At 31.9% G+C, this 23661-nt stretch carries 29 protein-coding genes and 1 tRNA gene; 24 read left to right on the forward strand and 6 right to left on the reverse strand.

Annotated features, from left to right (window positions below; all coding sequences use genetic code 11):
- The first annotated feature begins 8 nt into the window (after window positions 1-8).
- The 15 genes from VDP25_RS15635 to VDP25_RS15705 all read left to right on the forward strand — a co-directional run bounded on the left by VDP25_RS15635 (window position 9) and on the right by VDP25_RS15705 (window position 11105).
- Window positions 9-623, forward strand: a complete 615-nt coding sequence (locus tag VDP25_RS15635) for an arsenate-mycothiol transferase ArsC (protein WP_334471330.1) — start codon at window positions 9-11, stop codon at window positions 621-623.
- Between the two features lie 5 nt (window positions 624-628).
- A complete protein-coding gene (gene arsB / locus VDP25_RS15640) occupies window positions 629-1681 on the forward strand; it encodes an ACR3 family arsenite efflux transporter (RefSeq protein ID WP_334471332.1) in 1053 nt (350 codons plus the stop codon).
- A gap of 97 nt (window positions 1682-1778) precedes the next feature.
- On the forward strand, window positions 1779-2435 hold the full coding sequence (locus VDP25_RS15645; protein ID WP_334471334.1) for a TetR family transcriptional regulator C-terminal domain-containing protein: 657 nt from the start codon (window positions 1779-1781) through the stop codon (window positions 2433-2435).
- Window positions 2436-3746 (forward strand): ABC1 kinase family protein, encoded by a 1311-nt coding sequence (locus VDP25_RS15650; protein WP_334471336.1) that lies wholly within the window; start codon window positions 2436-2438, stop codon window positions 3744-3746.
- 29 nt (window positions 3747-3775) lie between these two features.
- A complete protein-coding gene (locus tag VDP25_RS15655) occupies window positions 3776-5197 on the forward strand; it encodes an SDR family oxidoreductase (protein WP_334471338.1) in 1422 nt (473 codons plus the stop codon).
- Window positions 5198-5515: 318 nt separating this feature from the next.
- The gene (locus VDP25_RS15660; protein WP_334471340.1) at window positions 5516-5788 is read left to right on the forward strand and encodes a TIGR03643 family protein; all 273 of its coding nucleotides are present in this window, start codon (window positions 5516-5518) and stop codon (window positions 5786-5788) included.
- 55 nt (window positions 5789-5843) lie between these two features.
- Entirely contained in the window at window positions 5844-6527 is a 684-nt protein-coding gene (gene folE / locus VDP25_RS15665; RefSeq protein ID WP_334471342.1) for a GTP cyclohydrolase I FolE, read from the forward strand.
- A gap of 3 nt (window positions 6528-6530) precedes the next feature.
- The gene (locus VDP25_RS15670; RefSeq protein WP_334471343.1) at window positions 6531-6758 is read left to right on the forward strand and encodes a hypothetical protein; all 228 of its coding nucleotides are present in this window, start codon (window positions 6531-6533) and stop codon (window positions 6756-6758) included.
- 7 nt (window positions 6759-6765) lie between these two features.
- Window positions 6766-7452, forward strand: coding sequence for an SDR family NAD(P)-dependent oxidoreductase (locus tag VDP25_RS15675; RefSeq protein WP_334471344.1), 687 nt, complete (start codon window positions 6766-6768; stop codon window positions 7450-7452).
- Window positions 7453-7497: 45 nt separating this feature from the next.
- On the forward strand, window positions 7498-7986 hold the full coding sequence (locus VDP25_RS15680; RefSeq protein WP_334471346.1) for a glutathione peroxidase: 489 nt from the start codon (window positions 7498-7500) through the stop codon (window positions 7984-7986).
- Window positions 7987-7992: 6 nt separating this feature from the next.
- A complete protein-coding gene (locus VDP25_RS15685; protein ID WP_334471348.1) occupies window positions 7993-8157 on the forward strand; it encodes a Lacal_2735 family protein in 165 nt (54 codons plus the stop codon).
- A 7-nt stretch (window positions 8158-8164) separates the two neighbouring features.
- Entirely contained in the window at window positions 8165-8629 is a 465-nt protein-coding gene (locus VDP25_RS15690; RefSeq protein WP_334471350.1) for a TspO/MBR family protein, read from the forward strand.
- Window positions 8630-8697: 68 nt separating this feature from the next.
- Entirely contained in the window at window positions 8698-9165 is a 468-nt protein-coding gene (locus VDP25_RS15695) for an SRPBCC family protein (RefSeq protein ID WP_334471352.1), read from the forward strand.
- A 67-nt stretch (window positions 9166-9232) separates the two neighbouring features.
- The gene (locus VDP25_RS15700; RefSeq protein WP_334471354.1) at window positions 9233-10537 is read left to right on the forward strand and encodes a cryptochrome/photolyase family protein; all 1305 of its coding nucleotides are present in this window, start codon (window positions 9233-9235) and stop codon (window positions 10535-10537) included.
- Window positions 10538-10745: 208 nt separating this feature from the next.
- Window positions 10746-11105 (forward strand): nuclear transport factor 2 family protein, encoded by a 360-nt coding sequence (locus VDP25_RS15705; protein ID WP_215925216.1) that lies wholly within the window; start codon window positions 10746-10748, stop codon window positions 11103-11105.
- Window positions 11106-11184: 79 nt separating this feature from the next.
- Here VDP25_RS15705 and murA read toward each other — a convergent pair whose 3' ends face one another.
- The 3 genes from murA to VDP25_RS15720 form a co-directional block, all read right to left on the reverse strand.
- Window positions 11185-12501, reverse strand: a complete 1317-nt coding sequence (gene murA / locus VDP25_RS15710) for a UDP-N-acetylglucosamine 1-carboxyvinyltransferase (protein WP_334471356.1) — start codon at window positions 12499-12501, stop codon at window positions 11185-11187.
- A gap of 5 nt (window positions 12502-12506) precedes the next feature.
- Window positions 12507-13166, reverse strand: a complete 660-nt coding sequence (locus tag VDP25_RS15715) for a DUF4290 domain-containing protein (RefSeq protein ID WP_334471358.1) — start codon at window positions 13164-13166, stop codon at window positions 12507-12509.
- Between the two features lie 93 nt (window positions 13167-13259).
- On the reverse strand, window positions 13260-13553 hold the full coding sequence (locus tag VDP25_RS15720) for a DUF493 family protein (RefSeq protein ID WP_334471360.1): 294 nt from the start codon (window positions 13551-13553) through the stop codon (window positions 13260-13262).
- 170 nt (window positions 13554-13723) lie between these two features.
- Between VDP25_RS15720 and VDP25_RS15725 the strand changes: the two genes are divergently transcribed.
- The 5 genes from VDP25_RS15725 to VDP25_RS15745 all read left to right on the forward strand — a co-directional run bounded on the left by VDP25_RS15725 (window position 13724) and on the right by VDP25_RS15745 (window position 18327).
- Window positions 13724-14266, forward strand: a complete 543-nt coding sequence (locus VDP25_RS15725) for an AAA family ATPase (protein WP_215925220.1) — start codon at window positions 13724-13726, stop codon at window positions 14264-14266.
- Window positions 14266-16161 (forward strand): RecQ family ATP-dependent DNA helicase, encoded by a 1896-nt coding sequence (locus VDP25_RS15730; protein ID WP_334471362.1) that lies wholly within the window; start codon window positions 14266-14268, stop codon window positions 16159-16161. The genes VDP25_RS15725 and VDP25_RS15730 overlap by 1 nt, the downstream gene beginning before the upstream one ends.
- Window positions 16158-17117 (forward strand): methionyl-tRNA formyltransferase, encoded by a 960-nt coding sequence (gene fmt / locus VDP25_RS15735; protein ID WP_334471364.1) that lies wholly within the window; start codon window positions 16158-16160, stop codon window positions 17115-17117. Before VDP25_RS15730 ends, fmt begins: the two co-directional genes overlap by 4 nt.
- A 197-nt stretch (window positions 17118-17314) precedes the next feature.
- Window positions 17315-17587 carry an HU family DNA-binding protein gene (locus VDP25_RS15740; protein WP_179006479.1) on the forward strand — a complete coding sequence of 91 codons (273 nt, stop codon included), beginning with the start codon at window positions 17315-17317 and terminating at the stop codon, window positions 17585-17587.
- A 185-nt stretch (window positions 17588-17772) separates the two neighbouring features.
- Window positions 17773-18327 carry a YqgE/AlgH family protein gene (locus VDP25_RS15745; RefSeq protein WP_215925223.1) on the forward strand — a complete coding sequence of 185 codons (555 nt, stop codon included), beginning with the start codon at window positions 17773-17775 and terminating at the stop codon, window positions 18325-18327.
- A 525-nt stretch (window positions 18328-18852) separates the two neighbouring features.
- Here the strand turns inward: VDP25_RS15745 and VDP25_RS15750 are convergent.
- Entirely contained in the window at window positions 18853-19707 is an 855-nt protein-coding gene (locus VDP25_RS15750; RefSeq protein WP_334471367.1) for an aminotransferase class IV, read from the reverse strand.
- A 66-nt stretch (window positions 19708-19773) separates the two neighbouring features.
- Window positions 19774-20166, reverse strand: a complete 393-nt coding sequence (locus VDP25_RS15755) for an START-like domain-containing protein (RefSeq protein ID WP_215925225.1) — start codon at window positions 20164-20166, stop codon at window positions 19774-19776.
- Window positions 20167-20347: 181 nt separating this feature from the next.
- On the opposite strand from VDP25_RS15755, the gene VDP25_RS15760 reads away from it, so the two are divergent.
- From VDP25_RS15760 to VDP25_RS15775, 4 genes are all read left to right on the forward strand, one after another.
- Window positions 20348-20421, forward strand: a tRNA-Met gene (locus VDP25_RS15760).
- A gap of 52 nt (window positions 20422-20473) precedes the next feature.
- A complete protein-coding gene (locus VDP25_RS15765) occupies window positions 20474-21856 on the forward strand; it encodes a tyrosine-type recombinase/integrase (protein WP_334471370.1) in 1383 nt (460 codons plus the stop codon).
- Entirely contained in the window at window positions 21853-22509 is a 657-nt protein-coding gene (locus tag VDP25_RS15770; RefSeq protein ID WP_334471372.1) for a hypothetical protein, read from the forward strand. Before VDP25_RS15765 ends, VDP25_RS15770 begins: the two co-directional genes overlap by 4 nt.
- A gap of 40 nt (window positions 22510-22549) precedes the next feature.
- Entirely contained in the window at window positions 22550-22978 is a 429-nt protein-coding gene (locus VDP25_RS15775; protein ID WP_334471374.1) for a hypothetical protein, read from the forward strand.
- Between the two features lie 293 nt (window positions 22979-23271).
- Here the strand turns inward: VDP25_RS15775 and VDP25_RS15780 are convergent, their stop codons facing one another.
- Complete coding sequence (locus VDP25_RS15780; RefSeq protein WP_334471376.1) at window positions 23272-23655, reverse strand: hypothetical protein; 384 nt, start codon at window positions 23653-23655, stop codon at window positions 23272-23274.
- Window positions 23656-23661 lie beyond the last annotated feature (6 nt).

A 23661-nucleotide genomic window follows, 5' to 3' on the forward strand; every position in this document is an offset into this window, starting at 1 on the left:
AAAAAGCTATGCTATACCAACCTATTAAAACCCAAATAGAACAGCTAAATACAAATTCTATTTCCAAAGAACGCAAAACTATTTTACAACCACTTATAGATTTTGTACAATTAAAAGTAACTAATAAATCTAGGGTTAACTTAAATTTTATTTGCACACATAATTCCCGTCGCAGCCATTTATCTCAAGTTTGGGCACAAGTAATGGCGTCCTATTTTGAAATAGATAATGTGTACTCTTATTCTGGCGGAACAGAAGCTACAGCCTTATTTCCAATGGTTGCAAAAACTTTAGAAAACACAGGATTTAAAATTGAAATGCTTTCTAACGGAACCAATCCGGTTTACAGTATCAAATATTCTAAAAACGCACATCCTGTTATTGGGTTTTCAAAAACATTTGATGCTCAGTTTAATCCAATTTCAGAATTTACTGCAATTATGACCTGCTCTAACGCAGATAAAGGTTGCCCATTTATTGCTGGTGCCGAAAAACGAATTCCAATAACCTATGAAGACCCTAAAGCTTTTGATAATACGCCTCAGCAATTAGAAAAATATAACGAGCGTAGCCTTCAAATTGCTACTGAACTAAAATATGTGTTTTCTAACATCGTAAACTAATTACAATGACTGCAATCAAAAAAAAATTAAGCTTTTTAGATAGCTATCTTACCTTATGGATTTTTATAGCTATGGCTATTGGAGTTGGTATTGGCTTTTTTGCTCCATCTTTTCCAGAGCTTGTAGAATCTTACAGTAGCGGAGCTACCAATATACCTATTGCCATTGGTTTAATTTTAATGATGTATCCTCCATTGGCGAAAGTTAATTATGCCTTATTACCAAAGGTGTTTAAAGATGTGAAAATTCTATCTATATCTTTAGTTTTAAATTGGATTGTTGGCCCAGTACTAATGTTCATCTTAGCGATTACATTCTTACAAGATTACCCTGAATACATGGTTGGCTTAATCCTTATTGGTTTGGCTCGTTGTATAGCCATGGTATTAGTTTGGAACGATTTAGCTGAAGGTAGTAGTGAATATGGAGCAGGTCTTGTAGCTCTCAATAGTATTTTTCAAGTCTTTGCTTATAGTTTCTATGCTTACCTATTTATTACGGTACTCCCACCCTATTTTGGTTTTGAAGGAGCTATTGTAGATATTTCCATTGTTACGATTGCCGAAAGTGTAGCGATCTATTTAGGTATTCCGTTTTTACTCGGTATCCTTTCACGCTTAATATTGGTAAAACTCAAAGGTGAGGTCTGGTATACTAAGAAATTTATACCAGCCATTTCACCAATGACCCTAATTGCCTTGTTATTTACCATCGTGGTTATGTTTTCACTTAAAGGCGAGTTAATTGTAGAAATCCCCATGGATGTCCTCATTATTGCGGTTCCCTTATTAATCTACTTTACGCTAATGTTTATTATTGGCTTTTTTGTCAGTAAGGCCATGGGAACAACTTACGATAAAACAGCCGCTATAGCTTTTACAGCTGCGGGAAATAATTTTGAACTAGCCATTGCTGTAGCCATCGCTGTCTTTGGATTAAACTCAGGTCAAGCCTTCGCTGGTGTTGTTGGTCCTTTAGTAGAAGTACCCGCTTTAATTCTCTTGGTTAGAGTCGCATTTTGGTTGCGTAAAAAATATTATTTACCTCAAACAACGTAACAAAACGCAAAAGTATCAGAAATTGGTGTTAAATTTTGTTTAACCATAATGCAAAATAATTAAACATAACGTATCTTTACATTGTAAATTAATTACAATGGCAAAAAAGAAAAACATAAAAGCATCTGATCTTATATCCTTTTACATGGATTATGTTCTAACACATAATCACAAACCCAGTTCGGTATATGCCTTTGCTAAAGACCACAATTTTGAAGAACAAAAATTCTATGAATACTTTAGTTCCTTCGAAATTTTAGAACAATCCATATTCAAAATATTTTTTGATAACACATTAGCTGTTTTAGAAAAAAGCGAAGACTATCAATCTTTTGATGCACGAAACAAACTCCTCAGTTTTTATTATACGTTTTTTGAAATATTAACGGCCAATAGAAGCTATGTGGTCCATGCTTTAAACACAGATAAAAACCAATTAAAGTCCCTAAAAACGCTATCACACTTAAAGAAGAGCTTTACCAATTACATTCATCATTTAGACATTAAAACCATTGATCTTAAGGAAGAAAAACTCGAAAAATTAAAAAACAGAGGTCTCAAAGAATCCGCTTGGTTTCAATTATTAGTCACCCTAAAATTTTGGTTAGATGACACTTCACTAGCCTTTGAAAAAACAGATGTGTTTATCGAAAAGTCAGTTCAGGCAAGTTTTGATTTAATAGATACCACTCCTTTAAAAAGTCTTATTGACTTTGGTAAATTCTTATATAAAGAAAAAATACACTCCAACTAGATGAAAACAATAGATAGCATTCCGATGACCAAAATATCTAGAGCTTCAAAATTAGTTTCAACTGGAGCTAAAGTTGGTGTGAATTATTTAAAGTATTATGGCGACAAAATGGTAAATTCTAAAGAAGATGCCAAAGAACGCCTTAATCAAAATAACGCAGAAGATATATACGACAGTCTTAAAACACTAAAAGGTAGTGCCTTAAAAGTAGCGCAAATGCTAAGCATGGAGAAAAGCATTTTACCACAGGCTTATGTTGAGAAATTTTCATTGTCACAATTCTCTGTGCCACCACTATCTCCTCCCTTAGTTATAAAAACATTTAAAAAATACTTTGGAAAACATCCCGAAGACATTTTTGACACTTTCAACGCAACTTCAGTAAATGCTGCCAGTATAGGCCAAGTTCATATGGCGGAAAAGAATGGGAAAAAATTTGCTGTGAAAATCCAATATCCTGGAGTTGCAGAAAGTATAGCATCAGATTTAGCTTTGGTAAAACCCATTGCTATTAAGATGTTTAATATTAAAGGAAAAGACTCCGACAAGTATTTTAAAGAAGTTGAAAACAAACTCACCGAAGAAACCAATTACATTTTAGAAATTGCGCAGAGTAAAGAAATTGCAGAAGCTTGTAAACATATTCCAAATTTAGAATTCCCAGAGTATTACGAAGCATTTTCATCTGAGCGCATTATTACTATGGATTTTATGAAAGGAGAACACCTTTCAGAATTTACAGCACATAATACAGATCAAGTTAAAGCAAATAAAATGGGTCAGGCATTATGGGATTTCTATATGTTTCAAATTCATACGTTAAAGAAAGTACATGCCGATCCTCATCCTGGAAATTTTTTAATCGCTGAAGACGCTAAACTTATTGCTTTAGATTTTGGATGTATGAAGATGATTCCTGAGGATTTTTACGTTCCTTATTTTGAATTAGCAGACAAAACTTGTATCGAAAATCCAACACGGTTTACCGAGAAACTTTATCAACTTGAAATTTTACGACAAGATGATTCTGAAGAAGAAATCAAATTCTTTAGTGCAATGTTTCACGAGCTATTAAGCTTATTTACTCAACCTTTTCACTCTGAAAGCTTTGATTTTTCAGACCCTGCATTTTTTTATCAAATTACAGAAATGGGTCAGCGCTATTCTAAAAGCACAGAACTAAGAAATATGAACGGAAACCGAGGTTCTAAACATTTTATTTATATCAATAGAACGTTCTTTGGACTTTACAATTTAATGTTCGACCTTAAGGCTCAAAATATTAAGATAAATAATTTCAAAAATCTTTAGATGCAACAATTCGTAAAAACCAATCTATAATGCGCATACTCATCACTGGCACAACGGGCTATATAGCCAAACGATTAGCGCTTCAATTATTAGAACAAAAGCATGAATTGATTTGTTGTGTCCGCGATTTAAATAGAACTCCAGACGAATTACAAAACCATCCAAATTGTTCTTTTATAAAGGTTGATTTTTTAGAACCTGACCATGTTCAAATTCCAAAAGATATAGATGCTGCCTATTATCTAATTCATTCTATGGCAACATCGTCTAATAATTTTGAAACTTTAGAAGAACGTTGTGCGTTAAATTTTAAACATTTAATGGCGTCTACCAATTGCCAACAAGTAATTTACTTAAGTGGTATTGTAAATGACTACTCACTATCTAAGCACCTAAAATCTAGACTTCAAGTAGAACAAACCTTAAGCTCTAAAACCTATGCCCTAACCACATTTAGAGCAGGTATTATTGTTGGTAGTGGCAGTGCGTCTTTTGAAATTATTAGAGATATTGTAGAAAAATTACCTATAATGGTAACACCACGATGGTTAAACACTAAAACACAACCATTAGCCATTAGAGATATCCTCACCTATCTATCTGGTGCACTAGGTAAAACCGAACTTTATAATAAGGCGTATGATGTTTTTGGTCCTGAAGTCTTAACTTATAAAGAAATGTTACTTCAATTTGCGGAAGTTAGAGGCTTAAAACGTTACATCTACACCTTGCCTGTTCTGTCTCCAAAACTATCATCGTTTTGGCTGTATTTTGTAACATCAACCTCTTTTCAATTGGCTTCGGCATTGGTAGATAGTATGAAAGTGGAAGTCATTGGTAAACCTAGCGACATCAATGATCATATACAGATTGAACCAATGGCTTACAAAACAGCTGTAGATTTAGCTTTTCAAAAAATTGAACAAAATGCAGTGATTTCGAGCTGGAAAGATGCTGTAAGCAGTGGTGTTTTTAAAGATCAATTATCTAAGCATATAGAATTGCCTCAGTTTGGTTGTTTCGAAGACTTAAGACATCGTCCTGTAAAAGACGAAGCATATACCCTCAACAAAATTTGGAGTATTGGTGGACGTAATGGTTGGTATAGCTTTAATGGCTTATGGCGCATCCGTGGGTATATGGATAAGATTTTTGGTGGTGTTGGATTACGACGAGGACGCACACACGATACCAATTTAGAAGCTGGAGATCCTCTTGACTTTTGGAGAGTATTACTTGCCGATAAAGAAGAAAAGCGCCTATTACTTTTTGCAGAAATGAAGCTTCCTGGCGAAGCTTGGTTAGAATTTAAGATTGTTAAAGGCATCCTTTATCAACGAGCTGTTTTTAGACCAAAAGGACTTTGGGGACGTTTATATTGGTATATGGTCTTACCGTTTCACGCCTTTGTTTTCAATGGTATGATTAATGCTTTAGCTAATAAATCTTGAAATATATGTGCCGTTGACGAAAGTTCTCGTATATTAAAACGACATATATTTAACAATTTCATCACATATTACCACCTATAAAACGTGTAAAACGCTAATACTCTGTTAATTTTTGTTTAGACATAGTGTTAAAACGTTAAACATTTTGTAGATTTGAGACACTATACTGAGTAGTATTTAGCAGAACTATAAAAGTATCGCAACTGACAAAATTGACAATATTTAATTTTGGTATAGAAATTGAAATTAACATATGAGATTCTAACCGTAATATTAGATAACAATTATTAAATAAAACCGTTTATCTTATTAGAGGTAATGAATTTAGATATTAGACAAATTGATAGGATTATTGAAATGGCATGGGAAGACCGAACACCATTTGACGCTATTACGTTTCAATTTGGGCTAAAAGAACAAGAGGTTATTAATTTAATGCGAAAAGAATTAAAACCAAGCAGTTTTAGATTGTGGAGAACAAGAGTTCAAGGAAGAGCAACTAAACACAGTAAAAAAAGAACGTTTGACGAAGGCAGATTTAAATGCTCTAGACAAAGAATAATAACAAACAACTCTATTTCAAAACGTTAACACGTGCTTTGATTTAAGTTTGGAGTACTTAAAGACAGCACATTAAAAAGATTCTATGATTACAGAAACAATTTCCAAAACCAATGGTCAAAAGCTCAGTATTGATGATATAGGTGACGACCATTTATTTACAGGTCTAGACACACCTATGAAAGCTAATGCTTTTGAAATGTCTAATACAGAGAAAAAAGAACGTATCTCAATATTATTTTCAGAAATAATGGATGTCTTAGGTCTCGATTTAACAGACGACTCGCTACAAGGTACACCAGATCGTGTTGCAAAAATGTATGTTGAAGAAATATTTTCAGGTTTAGATCCTAAAAATAAGCCTGAAATCGCACTTTTTGATAATAAATATCAATATAATCAGATGTTAGTAGAAAAAAATATTACCTTCTACTCAAATTGTGAGCATCATTTTGTGCCAATCATTGGAAAAGCACATATAGCTTATAAATCATCTGGAAAGGTTATTGGACTTTCAAAATTAAACCGAATAGTTCAATATTATGCCAAACGTCCACAAGTTCAAGAACGTTTAACAAATCAAATTGCAAACGAACTTAAAGCGGTTTTAAAAACCGAAGATGTTGCTGTAATTATAGATGCAAAACACTTATGCGTATCATCTAGAGGCATTAAAGACGACACATCTGCTACAGTGACAACATATTATGGAGGCGAATTTAATAACGCTTCAAAAATTTTAGAATTACAAAACTATATAAACAATTAAGCTATGGGAACATTAGAAAGAGCTATAGAATTTGAAAACAGAAAATTTTCTTTCAAAACAACAAGTGACAGAATTTTAGCAGCGAGAGAGGCTAAAGACCTAATTTTAGAGGTAAACGAATTATATAAAGAAAAGAAAGATGCTAAACTTATGGATTTAATGAAGCGTCTTACGGTTATAAAACAAAAAATCGAAAAACGTTTAAAAGGAAGGCCACTAACCGCTTCATAATTTAATAATGAAGAGGCTAGTAATTATAGGAGGAAGCAAAGGTATTGGCAAGGCAATTGTTATAGCTTTGCTTTCTTTTTATGATGAAATTATAAACATCAGCAGAACAGCACCAGAAGAATCCTACCCTAATGTAATACATTACAGCTGTGATATTCTTAAAGATGAACTACCAGAAATAGACATAGCAGATGGCTTAGTGTATTGTCCAGGAAGCATCAACTTAAAACCCATTAACCGATTAACTGTAGACGATTTTAAAAATGATTTTGAAATCAATGTTATTGGAGCTGTCAGAGCAATTCAGAAATACTTACCAGCCTTAAAAAGTGGAAAGCAACCCTCAATTGTACTTTTTAGTACTGTTGCTGCCAAACTAGGTATGCCCTTTCATGCCAGTGTAGCTGCTTCAAAATCTGCTGTTGAAGGTTTAACAAAGTCCTTAGGTGCAGAATTAGCACCTGCAATAAGAGTTAATGCTATTGCTCCAACTGTTACACATACAGAATTGGCCTCAAAATTACTACGTAACGAACGTATGATTGAAAATATGAATGAGCGCCACCCACTAAAAAAGTACTTACAACCCGAAGAAGTTGCTGGTATGGCTGCCTTTTTGTTATCCGACAAAGCAGCATCGCTATCAGGTCAAATATTTGAAATGGATTGTGGCATTGTAAGTTTCAAATTATAGAAATAGCATTACGTAAAGTAACTATATCATTAACACCTTATCAAAATGATGACAACAGCAACACAATCACTTTACGATATAAAAATTAACAGTTTACAAGGTAAGCCTATAAATTTACAACAATTTAAAGGTAAAAAAATGCTGTTTGTAAACGTCGCTTCTAAATGCGGATTTACATCACAATATAAAGATTTACAACATTTACAAGACACCTACAAAGACACATTAATTATTATTGGAGTGCCCTGCAATCAATTTGGAAAACAAGAACCAGGAACCCCTAACGAAATACAAGAATTTTGTAAAATTAATTATGGTGTCACATTTTTAATTACTGAAAAAATTGCCGTTAAGGGTGAGAATCAACACCCTTTATATGCTTGGCTGACTAAAAAACCTCTTAACGGTAAACAAAATTCTACCGTAAAGTGGAATTTTCAAAAATATTTAATAGACGACAATGGTGAATTTTTAAATTACTACTATTCTATCACAAGTCCTACAAGTTCAAGACTCATAAAATACTTAAAATAGATTACTATGTTCGGATTATTTAAAAAGACATCGGAGGCGGAAAAACTTCAAAAACAATATGAAAAACTTATGGCTGAATGGCATAAGCTTTCTACAACAAATAGAGCTGAAAGTGACAAAAAATATACTGAAGCTCAATTAATTGCTGATAAAATTGATAAATTAAAATAATCTTACCTTGAAAAAAATCTACCTTTTCATATTATTTCTAATTATTAATTTTGGCGGACTTGCTCTTGGCAATTGGTTTATGGGAGATGCTGTTACAAGCGAATGGTACACCAATTTAAATAAAGCACCTTGGACACCTCCTGGCTGGGTTTTTGGAGCGACTTGGACACTGATTATGATTTGCTTTTCGGCATACCTAAGCTATTTATTTACAATTCGAAATTCTAAATTTGTAATATTTGTTTATACTATTGCTGTGATTTTAAATGTAAGTTGGAATTACATATTCTTTAATCAACAACTCACAAACTTAGCTTTAATCAATATTACATTATTAACACTAGTCATAGCATATTTCTTTATCACGTTTTGTGATGATAAATTAAGTAAGTTAAAATACCTATTACTTCCTTATATTATTTGGCTCTGTATTGCAACCTCCTTAAATGGTTACGTTGTTTTTAATAATTAATTGGAACGTCATTTCACTCTTGTGTTTATAGACACAATTCTACTAGTTTTCTACACCTATAACATATCATGAAAATATATACTTTACATAAAAAACAAAACCTACCAATCTCAGTGGAACAAGCTTGGGAGTTTTTATCCAGTCCTGCAAATCTAAAAGTGATTACTCCAGATTATATGGGTTTTAACATTCTTTCTGGAGCAGACAGACCAATGTTTCCGGGACAAATTATTCAATATATTGTCACACCCGTTTTAGGTATTAAAACTAAATGGGTTACAGAAATTACACATGTTAAAAATCTTGAATATTTTGTAGATGAACAACGCTTTGGGCCTTATGCTCTATGGCATCATAAGCATTTTATAAAAGAAATTGAAGGTGGAGTTGAAATGGAAGATATTATAGATTATAAATTACCATTGGGAATTTTAGGGCAAATCGTGCATCCGTTTTTAGTGCAGCCAAAATTGGAAGAGATATTTAATTACAGAACCAAAAAATTAGAAGAATTATTTGGAAAACATAAAGGTTAGAAACTAATTTATAGCACAAAAAACAAACTTTTACAGCCTTCAATTAAAAATTAAATCGGCATTTTAAATGAGTAAAAAAACAAATATATTTTGGTTTAGAAGAGACCTAAGATTAGATGACAATCTTGGGTTTTATGAGGCTTTAAGAGGCGAACATCAGGTACTTCCCATTTTCATATTTGATACTGAAATATTAAACAAATTAGCCAAAAACGATGCTCGCGTGGCATTTATTCATCAAACGCTTCAATCGATGCGACAAATATTACAAGATGAACACGATAGTAGTATTGCCATTTTTAAAGGTAAACCTGAAACAATATTTAAACAGTTAATTAAAGACTATGAAATTGAAACAGTTTATACCAATCACGATTACGAACCTTATGCAACAGAACGTGATCATAAAATCAAGTCTTTATTAGAAACCAATTCTATTAAACTTAACACCTATAAAGATCAGGTTATTTTTGAAAAAAATGAAGTTGTAAAAAAAGACGGAAATCCTTATTTGGTCTACACACCTTATATGCGGACTTGGAAAAAAAAGTTTCAGACTATTGACTTAGAAATTTACGATACCAATTCACATTTAGATAATTTAATTACACATAGTAGGTTGCCTAATCTTAGTCTATCAGATATTGGTTTTGAAAAACCTAACCAAAAGATTTTACCTTATGTTCTCACTCCTACTTTAATTCAAAATTATGAAGCCACTAGAAATTTTCCATCAAAAGATGCGACTTCACATTTAGGACCACATTTAAGATTCGGAACTGTTAGCATCCGAAAAACAATAAAAAAAGCAATTGCAGAACAGAATGAAATCTTTTGGCAAGAATTGATTTGGCGTGAATTTTTTATGCAAATTCTTTGGCATTTTCCACATACTATAGACAACGCCTTTAAACCAAAATACGATCGCATAGATTGGAGAAACAATGAAGACGAGTTTAAAAAATGGTGCGAAGGCAAAACAGGATATCCTTTAGTAGATGCAGGCATGCGCCAATTAAATGAAACTGGTTTTATGCACAATAGAGTACGAATGCTAGTTGGTAGCTTTCTATGTAAACATTTATTAATAGACTGGCGATTGGGAGAAGCTTACTTTGCAGAAAAGCTACACGACTATGAAATGGCAAGTAATGTTGGTAATTGGCAATGGGTTGCTGGTTGCGGTGTAGATGCAGCCCCTTATTTTAGAATTTTTAATCCAACAACTCAAATTCAAAAATTTGATAAAAATTTAGAATATATAAAAAAGTGGGTTCCTGATTTTCAGGAATTAACATATCCAGCTCCTATAGTAGAGCATAAAATTGCAAGAGAACGCTGCTTAGAAACATATAAATCTGCTTTAAATTAAAATTTTAATTCCTTCAAACAATAAAACAATATAAAATGCGTTACTAATTATAAGACTATTAAGGTCTTAAACCGAAATAACCATTTCAACAAACAATTTTAAAAGCTCTGACTAGTCTTCAGGGCTTTTTATTTTAATGGCTAAAAAATAAGATATTACTTCAAACTTTTTGTTAACTTTAAAGCACTAATTCAAAAACAAGAACATTATGAATACTTGGGGAGTTGCAAAAAAATGGAAAGAAATGTGTGAGAAAGGCAAAAACTTAGAATGCATTAACGAGCTTTATGCAGAAAATGTAGTGAGCAAAGAAATGCCTGGTATGCCTGGTGAAGTTGTAACCGGAAAGCAAAATGTTTGGAACAAAAGTAAAGAATGGATTGATAGTGTTGAAAATATTCACGCCAGTAGTATTAGTAACCCTCTTGTAGCTGGTAATTTTTTTACAGCAAAAATGGACTTTGACTGTACATTTAAAGAAGGCGGAAGGCAAAAAATGGAGGAAGTTTGCGTATATGAAGTAAAAGACGGCAAAATTACAAGTGAGCAATATTTTTATACCATGTAAAATAGTATTTATATCCTAAATCTAAAAAAGCTTCAAGATATACACTTGAAGCTTTTTTATATACTTTAATTAAAAAGGGTTAATTACCGTCTACACGTTCAATTTTTGCTCCAATAGCTCTTAAACGCTCATCAATATTTTCATAACCTCTATCAATCTGTTCAATATTATGAATTATAGATGTTCCTTTTGCAGATAATGCTGCAATTAATAAAGAAACTCCTGCTCTAATATCTGGAGACGTCATGGTTGTTGCCTTTAATGTCGATTTAAAATCGTGACCAATTACAGTTGCTCTATGTGGATCGCAAAGAATAATTTTTGCTCCCATATCTATCAATTTATCAACAAAAAACAAGCGGCTTTCAAACATTTTTTGATGTACAATTGCACTTCCTCTCGCCTGTGTTAAAACCGTTAAAATAATACTTAACAAATCTGGTGTAAATCCTGGCCAAGGAGCATCTGAAATGGTTAAAATAGAGCCATCAATATAACTTTGTACTTCATAACCCTCTGTATGTGCAGGAATATGAATATCGTCACCTTGGCGCTCTACTGTAATACCTATTTTTCTAAATACATTTGGTATCAGACCTAAGTCATCCCAACTTACATTTGTAATGGTTAATTCGCTTTTTGTCATTGCAGCCAAACCAATCCAACTACCAATTTCAATCATATCTGGTAACATCCTATGCGTTGTTCCGCCTAATGAATCAACACCTTCAATAATTAACAGATTAGAACCAACACCAGAGATTTTAGCACCCATGCGATTCAACATTTTACAAAGTTGTTGTAAATACGGTTCGCAAGCGGCATTATAAATAGTTGTTGTTCCTTCTGCTAAAACAGCAGCCATAACGATATTAGCTGTACCAGTTACAGAAGCTTCATCTAAAAGCATGTATGTCCCTTTCAGTTTTTCTGCTTCTACTCCATAAAACAAATCTTCCTTATTATAGCGAAACTTTGCTCCAAGGTTGATAAAACCTTCAAAATGGGTATCTAAACGACGACGACCAATTTTATCACCTCCTGGTTTGGGTATATACCCTTTTCCAAAACGTGCTAATAATGGACCTACAATCATAATAGAACCTCGTAATCCTTTTCCGTCTTCTTTAAACTCTGCAGATTCTAAATATTTTAGATTTACTTCGTCTGCTTTAAAGGTATAAGACCCTTTTCCTAATTTATTGATTTTAACCCCTAGCTTTTTTAATAAAGCAATAAGTTTGTTTACGTCAATAATATCTGGAATGTTATCTATCTTAATTTCTTCGGCAGTTAAAAGTACTGCACATAAGATTTGTAAAGCTTCGTTTTTTGCTCCTTGAGGCTGAATTTTCCCCTTTAATTGATGACCGCCTTCAATTTTAAATGTACTCATACGTTTTAGTAACGTTTTCTGTTATTAGAATATTTTTTCTTATTTGAATGATTATTCTTTTTGTTTGAATTGTTTTTACCTCCATATTTAGACTTGGCACGCATCAAACTAGAAGAATCACTTAAATCTTCTTCATTATTTTTTAGATCTAATTTTCCATTAGAAAGCTCATACAAGTGATTAAAAATTACAGCATCTTCAACGGTATCTTTATTCCAATTAAGGAAACACTTTTTCATGTGATTTGCAATCGTAAACTTTAAAGCTTCTTTTAGATCACCTTCTTCCCAACCAACAGCAACATCTATCATTGTTTTTATATTATTACCATAAAAACGGTATTTAGGATGGTTTTGTGGGTATTTTAAAGGCTCTGGTCTTGCTTGTATTTCCTCTTTTGAAGGTTCGCCATAAGGTGAATCTACATCAATATCAAAATCGGCCATAATAAACAATTGATCCCATAATTTATGCTGAAAATCTGGCACATCTCTTAAATGTGGTTGTAGATTTCCCATTACAGCTATAATTGCTTTGGCTATTTTATTACGTTCTTCTTTTGTTTCGCGAGACTTAGCATAATTAATCATCTTTTGTAGATGACGTCCATATTCAGGTATAATTAAATGCTCGCGCTCTGTGTTGTATTCTAAATCGTCAATCAAAATTGTAAAATGTGTAGTGTATAGTTTGTAAAACCTGTAGTCGTTTTAGGTTTTGTTGCAAAGTACAAAAAAATACGAAGCTTAATAGAAATTTTATAAGGAAATTACTCCTTCAACATTTTCGGCGACTTCCTTATATTTAGCGATAACTGCTTCGGGATTTTTCATTCTAACGTTTATAGATACACTAGTATATTTTCCATTCTTTGATTCTGTAGTCGTAATAACAGCTCCTAAATTATCAAAAAGGGCTTCAATATGATTAACTCCTGAACCTTCAGATAGTATAATAAATTTGTATAAGTATTCCGAAGGCCAAAGGGCTGTATCGTAAAGTTGTGATTTTAATTTTTCGTAAAACGCGTCTGTTTTTTTAGAATTATCCATAATGAAATTTTTCAGATGTAAAGATACGTTTAAAACTTAAAAACTAAAGATTAAATCTATTCTCGATACAATTTGCAACTTAAAAAAAGTCAAAATATATAACGGATTTTTATATTCTATTTTTATTACCTTACTTTTATCCTCTGTTTTATTTCAAAAAAAATACCAATTTGAGTCCAAAAAAAATTGTCATCGCAGGTGGTCCTGGTACAGGAAAAACCACTATTATTAATGAGTTAAAAAAACGTGGTTTTTTATGTTATGATGAAATATCTAGGCAAATCACTTTACAAGCAAGAAAAGATGGTATAGAACAACTATTTCTTACAGAGCCTTTACTCTTCAGTGAAAAACTGTTAGAAGGCAGAACGCAACAATTTAAAGATGCCACTAAAGAATCTAATCCTATTGTTTTTTTAGACAGGGGCATTCCCGATGTTTTGGCATATATGGATTATATTGGAGATACTTATCCTGAACATTTTGTGAAAGCATGTGAAACTTATACTTACGATGCCATTTTTATTTTAGCTCCTTGGCAAGAAATTTTTACTAGCGATAGTGAACGTTACGAAAATTTTGAAGAAGCCATAGAAATCCACCATCATTTATTAGACACATATAAGCGATTTGGTTATCAATTAATTGATGTTCCTTTTGGAAATGTTAAAACTAGGGCTAATTTTATTATAGAGTCCTTAAATTTGCAGTAATGCATCCTATAGAAGTTTTAGAGCGGTATTGGCATCATACGTCTTTTAGACCGTATCAAGAAGACATTATTACTTCGGTTTTAAACCGTGAAGATACCTTTGCGCTATTACCAACCGGAGGAGGAAAATCGATTTGTTTTCAAATTCCTGCTCTAATACAAGATGGCATCTGTATTGTTATTTCGCCTTTAATAGCCTTGATGAAAGATCAAGTAAACACCTTAAAGGCTAAAGGTATTAAAGCCATTGCTTTAGCTTCTGGTATGTCTTACAAAGATTTAGACACACAACTAGACAACTGTATTTACGGCAATTACAAGTTTTTATACCTCTCACCAGAACGTTTGCAACAAACTTTGGTACAAGATCGCATTCAGCAAATGAAAGTGAACTTAATTGCTGTAGATGAAGCACATTGTATTAGTCAATGGGGAAATGATTTTAGACCTGCTTACAAAAACATTTCAATATTACGACAAATGCATCCACATGTTAATTGTATAGCGTTAACAGCTACTGCAAAACATAATGTTGTAAATGATATTGTTAAAAATCTCGATTTTATAACCCCTAATATATATAAAGCCTCATTTGCAAGACCAAACATTGCCTATAATGTCATTCATACTGATGATAAATTATTTCAACTCGAACATTTATTAAAAAAGCACCATGGATCTTCTATCATCTATGTTAGAACCCGAAGAGCAACAACTGATATTCATAATTTTCTTAATGCCAAGGGTTTTTCTTCAACGTTTTACCATGGTGGTATAACAAATAAAGAAAAACAAGAACGCTTATACGAATGGGCTAATGGCCAAAAACAGATTATGGTTGCTACCACTGCTTTTGGAATGGGAATTGATAAAGCTAATGTAAAAACCGTTATTCATTTTAATTTACCAGAAAGTTTAGAGAGTTACTATCAAGAAGCAGGAAGGGCCGGAAGAGATGGCACATTATCTTATGCTATTATTTTAAAACAACATATAGATGAAGACCGTCTTCGTAATCAGTTTTTAAGCACCTTACCTTCTGTTGCTTTTGTAAAAACAGTGTATAATAAGTTATGTAATTATTTTCAGATTTCTTACGGAGAAGGAGAAAACACATTACATCAATTCGATTTTAAGTCCTTTTGTAATCAATATAAGTTAAATGCCAATATTACTTACAATGCTTTGTTGCTGTTAGACCGAAATGCTATTATTACACTAACCCAGCTATTTAATTTTAGAACAAAAATTCAATTTATAACCACAAATGCTGTTTTATTTAAATACTTAGAAACACATCTAGATTTAAATATTTTGGTTAAGGTACTTTTAAGAACTTATGGAGGTATTTTTGATTATGAAACAAAAGTAAACCTCAGTTTAATCATTAAAAAAGCAAATCTGTCAGAAAAACAAGTAATAGCCCAATTACAAAGGTTAGAAAAAGACGAGGTCATTAGTTTACAGATGACAAATACAGATTCTGAAATTACCTTCTTACAACCTCGTGAAGATGATATAACCATTAACCCAATTGCAAGAACTATAGAACAGCAGCATACGTTAAAACACCAACAGATTGAGTCTGTTTTAAATTATATTAAAAATGATTCCGTTTGTAGAAGTCAACAACTCTTACGCTATTTTGGAGAAGAAACAAACAATGTTTGTGGTAAGTGTTCGGTTTGTATAGCTAAAACAACGCCCATAGAAAATGTTTCAATTGAAATGGTTTCGCTTCAAATTACAAAAGCCTTAGAAACAAAAACCTTATCTTCAAGACAGTTATTACAACATATTAAATGTTCTGAAAAAATATTATTACAAAGTCTTTCAGAACTTATTGAACTTAATAAAATTAAACTAACACCAGCTAATACTTACACACTTGTATGACGAAAACACGTGACTTACGAATTGTTTTTATGGGTACTCCAGATTTTGCGGTAGCCACATTAAAAGCCTTAATTGACCATAAATATAATGTTGTTGGTGTCATTACTGCACCAGACAAACCTGCAGGACGAGGCCAAAAACTAAGAGCATCTGCGGTAAAACAATTTGCTTTAGAACATCATTTGAATATCTTACAGCCTACAAATTTAAAAGCAGAATCTTTTTTAGAAGAATTAAAGTCTCTAAATGCCAATCTGCAAATTATTGTAGCCTTTAGAATGCTTCCAAAAGTAGTTTGGCAGATGCCAGAATACGGAACATTTAACCTTCATGCCTCCTTATTACCTCAATATAGAGGCGCAGCACCAATACATTGGGCCATTATTAATGGAGAAACAAAAACAGGCGTAACCACATTTTTTATAGATGAAAAAATTGATACAGGAGCTGTTATTTTAAGTGAAGCAACACATATAGGCCATAAAACAACCGTAGGCGATTTGCATGATGAGTTAATGGCTATTGGTAGCGAGCTAGTTATTAAAACCGTTAAACAGATAGAAGCAGATGCCGTAAGCACAACCATTCAACCCCAAAACGAAGACTTAAAAACAGCATATAAACTTAATCGTGATAATTGTAAAATTGATTGGTCACAACCAATTAACACTATATATAATAAAATAAGAGGCTTAAACCCTTTTCCAACAGCTTGGTGCTATTTAGAAAATGATGATAAAAAACCTTTATCTATAAAAATTTATGGTGTCGAAAAAATAGAAGAAACACACAACCTTGAAGCAGGACAATTAATCGCTAGTAAAGATGAACTAAAAGTCGCATGTCAAGGAGGTTACCTAAATATTTTAGAAATTCAACTTCCTGGAAAGCGAAAGATGGATGTAAAATCACTTTTAAATGGGTTTAATTTTTCTGAATCCGCAAAACTGCTGTAAACCCTTATTATCATTGGTTTTACAAAAAATCCGATGAAATACACTCGCTTTATTAACAAATGCCCTAAGTTATTAACAAAAACCCGTATTTCCCTTGCTATTACTTGCGTAGCTGAATTTTCCTAATAATTTTGTCTAAGGATTTTAAGAACAATAATTTTAAAACCGAATTTTTAACAATTTAAATTTAATATTTTATGAACAAAACAGATTTAATCAACGGAATGGCAGAGAATGCTGGAATTACAAAAGCAGCTGCAAAAAAAGCATTAGACTCTTTATTAGTTGATATCGAAGGATCTTTACAAAAAGGTAATAGAGTATCTTTAGTAGGATTTGGTTCTTGGTCAGTTTCTAGAAGAGCTGCAAGAGACGGAAGAAACCCACAAACTGGAAAAACTATCAAAATTAAAGCAAAAAATGTAGTAAAATTTAAGGCAGGTTCTGACTTAAGTAATGCTGTAAACTAAGATTTTGTTTGTTTGAAATACAGAACCTGCTCATTGAGCAGGTTTTTTTTTATCCAATTTTTAAAAAATTTCAACCCTAAAAATGAACATCTTATTATATACTATTACACATTTATATTACTATTAAGTTGTTTTTTTAACAAAAAAAACATAGATTTAATAATATTTAAAACTGAAAACTAAAAATGAACAAACCCGAAAAAGGCAATTTACTAATTGCTGAGCCATCTATTATCGGAGATATTTCATTTAATCGTGCCGTGATTCTTTTAGCAGATCATAACGATTTAGGTTCAGTTGGGTTTATTTTAAATAAACCTCTAGATTATAACCTTAGAGACCTTATTGAAGGAACAGAATCTGAATTTCCGGTATATAATGGCGGACCAGTAGAGCAAGATAACCTCTATTTTATTCATAAATCACCAGAGCTTATTCCAAATAGTATCGAAATATCCAATGGTATATTTTGGGGAGGAGATTTTAGTGTGGTACTCAACTTAATAAATAAAGGAAAAATTTCAACTGACGATATTCGCTTCTTTTTAGGATATTCGGGTTGGGATGAGCAGCAATTAGATAACGAATTAGAATCTAACGCTTGGTTAGTATCTGAAAACATCTACAATAAAGAAATTATATCAAAGCCTTGTAATTCTTTTTGGCGCGATAAAATGTTAGAACTCGGTGGCGACTATAGTATTTGGTCTAATGCTCCAGAAAATCCTAGTTATAATTAAAGATTAAGGCTGAACTTGAAGTTGAAATAGATTTTCAAGAACGTTTTTCTTCATTGAGGCTAAGATCCTTATACATCATACCTCGATCAAAAAAAATACTTCACTAGCGCGCAAAATACTAATGCCCGTAATTATTTATTTACACTCCCAAATAATCATTTAACGGTGTAGATCCAACAGTGCCGGACTCAACGATTTTAAGAAATAATAAGTAAGACTTATCATTACATAAATATATCAAGGATTAGATGATAATTCCTACAAAATTCCAAAGACAATAATGCATTAGCGAATAGTGCTTTAGCAAATGCGATAGCATTCACGAATTCAAACGTAAGCAATAAAAATCCATGAGTAATTCCTAATAAATCGTTTTGATCTTTTGGGTAGCCTGTCCAGAGCGAAATCGAAGGGTTTGCATCAAGGCAAATGTGAAAGTATTCATGACTTCTTCTTTAATAAAATAGAAATAACAGGAACTAAAATGAACAAATAACAAACCGTTCTAATAATTCACAAACATCTTTAGGATAGTAAACGCAGTTTAGCATTAAGTTTAGTCACCAAACTCTGAGCAAAAGTACTGCCATACTCTTTTTTACGATACTTCGTAATTGGAACAATCCCTTTAATAACATTAGTAATAAACAACTCATCTGCTTTTTGAAGTTCAAACGGACTAATAGAAGCTTCTTCTACAACCACATTAACATCCTTTGCTAATAGTTCTAGTATTTGCTTTCTCATAACTCCTTTAAGACAACCTTCCTCTAAAGGAGGGGTTTTAATTTTACCATCTTTAACTAAAAATAAGTTGCCATTTAATGCTTCAATAACACTTTTATTCGTGTTTAAGACCAAACAATTATCAAAATCATTTTCTTTTGCATAAATACTACCAATAACCTGAATAGCTTTATTATTAGATTTTAATCCAGATAATAATCCTGGTGCTACAAAATAATCTTTATATAAATCTACAGTATAGTTGGCATTAACATCAATAGTATAAAAAGGGTTATCGTGTGGTTCTACACTAATATTAAATTGCACTTTTGATTCATTTGATGGTAAATATTTTCCGCCTTCACCTCTATCTACATTTAATCTCACACGTGCAGACGCCTCAGATAAACTATTAGCTTCAATCGTTTTTAAAATTTCGACTTCTAGAAACTCCATTGTAAAATTCATAGGGATATCCATTCTAAGAATTCGCATTGAAGACATGAGTCTAAAATAATGATCCTCCCAAAAGAAGATTTTGCCATTAATGACTTTTAATGTTTCAAAAAGTGCATCTCCATACTTGTATCCTCTATTATCTACTCTAAGTTTAGAATCTAATTGAGAAAGCAGTTTACCGTTAAAATTTATCATAAAAAAATCTCGATTTAGTTTTAAAATTAAATCGAGACAAATATATAATAGAATATGTTGTTTTACTTATGCCGAACCTAAAACTTGTTTAAGGCTAGAAATTTGGTTCTCCCAAAGCATCTTTCCTTCGTCAATTTCGTCTTCTTCTGCAAAGTCTGTAATCATTAAAGAGACATCTTTTGTAATTTCATCTACTTGAATACGAATTTCAAAATAGTATGCAGCTCCATCTTCGTCGTCACTTATCCACCTAAATTTAACACGTTCCCCACTTTTTTTACTTAATAATTTAGCTTGTTCTTCTGAGCCATCCCAAATAAAAGTATATAGTTCTCCACGAGAGTTTACATTATCTGCAAACCATTCCGATAAACCAGAAGGTGTTGATATGTAAGTATATATAAGTGCTGGTGATGCCTGAATCACAAACTCCATTTCGTATTTTTCTTTATCGTCCATATTACATTGTATTATGTGCTCAATATATACATTTTATAGGTGAGTTCTAAAGATTAAACTAAAATTATTTTTTTTAGTTTTTATTGTTTGCTGTAGTGGAATTTGTTTTTATATTTGCAGCCGCAATTATGTATATGTCTACAGCCAATATGTAAGCATAAATTTATTGATTGTGAATTATGGCGAGGTAGCTCAGTTGGTTAGAGCGTTGGATTCATAACCCAGAGGTCAGGAGTTCAAATCTCCTTCTCGCTACATCTTAAAAGGTTGCAAATAAACGGTTTAGTTCACTCTAAACCGTTTTTTTATGCATACAATTAATGAATTTATTACCTTTGAACACGATTTAGAACACGATTTAGAACACGATTTAGAACACGTTTTGGCACACAAAAAAAATTTTTCTATCCCTAAAATTTATACAGCTAATGGCGATTTAAATAAGCGTTGGTATGTTTATTTTTCTTTCAGAGATCCTAAGACTAACAAGTTAAAACGTCAAATAAACATTTACGGCACAGCAAATGCCTTTACAAATAAAGAAGATCGTTTAGCTTTATTATCGCTTTATCGCAAAAGACTATTAAGGCTTTTGCAAAATGGTTACAATCCATATATAGATAATACAGCGCTTTACAAAGCTCAACTAAAAAAGAGAGAAAGCACATTAACACCTCAACCAGCAATAGAGAAAGAATATGCACAGCCTACAGCATTTCCTTCAAAAATAAATAAGAAAGAAACTTCAGCAACCTCAACGCCTACAATAGAAAAAGAAGAACCTAAAGAGGCTAGTATGTCTTTACGAGAAGCTTTTGATTTTAGTTTAAATCTAAAAAAGAATCAAATTAGCAATAGATCACTTAAAGATTATGAATATACTACAAATGCCTTAGTGAAATGGGTAAATACAAATTGCCCTACAATTAAAACCATAGATCAGTTTGATAAAAAAGTAGCGCAGAAGTTCTTAAATCATATTCTAAGTAAAACGAGTCCAAGAAACAGAAATAATTATAGGCTCAATTTAAGTAGTTTATTTCAAGTCTTAGAGGATAATGAGATTATCACATATAATCCCATTAAGAAAATAAACGCTTTACGTAGTATTCCTAAACGTAATAAATCCTATAGTACAGAGGAACATAAAAAGATTTTCGAATATTTAAAAAAAGAAGATCCACTGCTCCTGCTCTATATTAAATTTATCAGTTATAATTTTTTAAGACCCGTTGAAGTCTGTCGTCTAAAAATTAAAGATATAAATATTGAAGACCAGACCTTACAGTTTAAAGCTAAGAACAAGCCTCTAAAAAAGAAGCTTATTCCAAAAAAAATAATTCAAGAACTACCTGACTTGTCTAAATTAGACCCAGAATTTTATTTATTTACACCTATAAAAATTGGAGGGGAATGGAATACTAATGAAACCAACAAAACAAATTATTTTTCTAAGCGCTATAAAACTGTTGTAAAAGATCATTTTAAATTAGATAAAGACCAAACGCTTTACAGCTTTAGACATACATTTATATCTATACTATACCATGCATTACTTAAAGACTCATCTCCTTTTGCTGCTAAAAGTAAGTTAATGGAAATAACAGGTCATACTACCATGAGTGCTTTAGAAAAATATTTAAGAGGCATTGATGCTAAATTACCTGATGACTATTCTGATTTATTATGAGCCAAACTAACGACATATTAGAATTAAGTACTCAAATATTGCGTCCTATTATCTTTTATATTTCACAAGGAATGTTAGAAGGTTTAGAAACGGAACATGCAGAAATACTGGATAAATTAGAATTTACAAATTCATTAATGCTCCTTGATATTAACGGAGATCCTCTTTTCTTTGAAAATAAAATTGAACATATAGAACTTCTAAAAAAAGAAAAAGTACTAAAATCGAATACATTAAAACTTATTGAATTTAAGGCTAAATACGATATTGAAGCCTTTAAATATCATTTTGAAGAATACATCAATGATTTAGAAGCTTGGATAGAAGCCTCAGATTATATTAGATTAAATGCTAAAACCGAAGCTAGAAATTATTTTGAGGAGATTCAACCTTACCTTCAATTGCAATACGACAATTTAAAACAACATCATCAAGAATTGGAACAACGCTTTGCTAACGTCATATTTAAACCGTTACAAACGAAAGTACTTGTAAAATCCAATATAAATGTCCCTAAGTCTCAAACTTCAGAAAAACCTAAAAAAGGAAGAAAAAAACGGGTTTTACCTAGTGACGATGAAATTGATAATTACCTATTAGAAACCGTTTTCGGTTTAGATTTAATGAAAATAAACAATAAAAAACCGAAATAAATCGTAATTTTACGTAAAACAAACGTTTATTTTACGCTAAATGAGAGACAATAAATTTTACACTTGCGCGTATTGTTTTAAAGAATTTGAACCAAAACGGAGACGTGTACAGCGATATTGTAGCAATACTTGTCGTTCTAAGGCTTATCATGCTCGAAAAACAGAATCACTAACACTTACAACACCATCCTCAGAAGTTACCACACCTACTCCACAAAATGAGAATATGTCATTAGCAGGTGTTGGAAATGCTGCCGCTGGTTCTTTAGCTGCTCAAGGCCTAAAACATGTACTTACAGCACCCCAAAATAGACCTGCTACTAAAGCAGACATAGAAAATATTGCATCAAAATTAAAACGATATCACAAAGTTAAAAACTTACCTGCTAATGCTCAAGGTGCACTGCCCTATTTTGATATAGAAACTAAGGAGATTAAATATCCTTCTTTTATGCTTGAAGGGAAATAATAGAGGTATTGTAAATATTTTATTTAATAATAATTTTAAAAAAAACACCATCTTTATAGATTATCACTAATAATCTCTTGGTCAAATATAAAATTATAATCACAATTACTTATATCCGAAGTTGTGTGCTAAATTAAAAGCTGAAAGTACAATTGAAAACATTAAAACTTTAATACTTAAACATTCAATTTTTAAACTAATTTTCTAACGATTTTCATCTCACAACTAGCAAATTTACAAGTTGGCATACAATTAAAAGAGATTTGATTGAATGCATAACTTGATCTATCAAATTATGATTCATTCTTATGCTTATCCTCATAGTTCTGAATTATGGATGAAATAAAAGCACCTCCTGCAGCAGTTGCTAACCAACCCCAAATCCCAATACCTCCTCCTAATGCAACTATTCCGATACCCCCAGATCCAAAAATAAATAAACCAGTTACTGCTCCAATAAAAGCACCAATAAAAAGTTTAGAACTAGCAGATTGATCATTCCACATTATTCTTTTTATCTCTATTGCCTTTTGCTTTATTGTGAGTTCGGAAGCTTGAACATTTTGAACGTCCTTTAGAATAGAAATTAAATTTTCTTTTTTAGACTTGGATAGTTTAGAAATATATTTTAAACCTTTTGCTAATTTAGCTTCAACATCTATATCCGATTCTTCCATTATATA

Origin of the sequence: Winogradskyella sp. ECml5-4 (assembly GCF_036903175.1) — a bacterium.
Taxonomy (GTDB): domain Bacteria; phylum Bacteroidota; class Bacteroidia; order Flavobacteriales; family Flavobacteriaceae; genus Winogradskyella; species Winogradskyella damuponensis.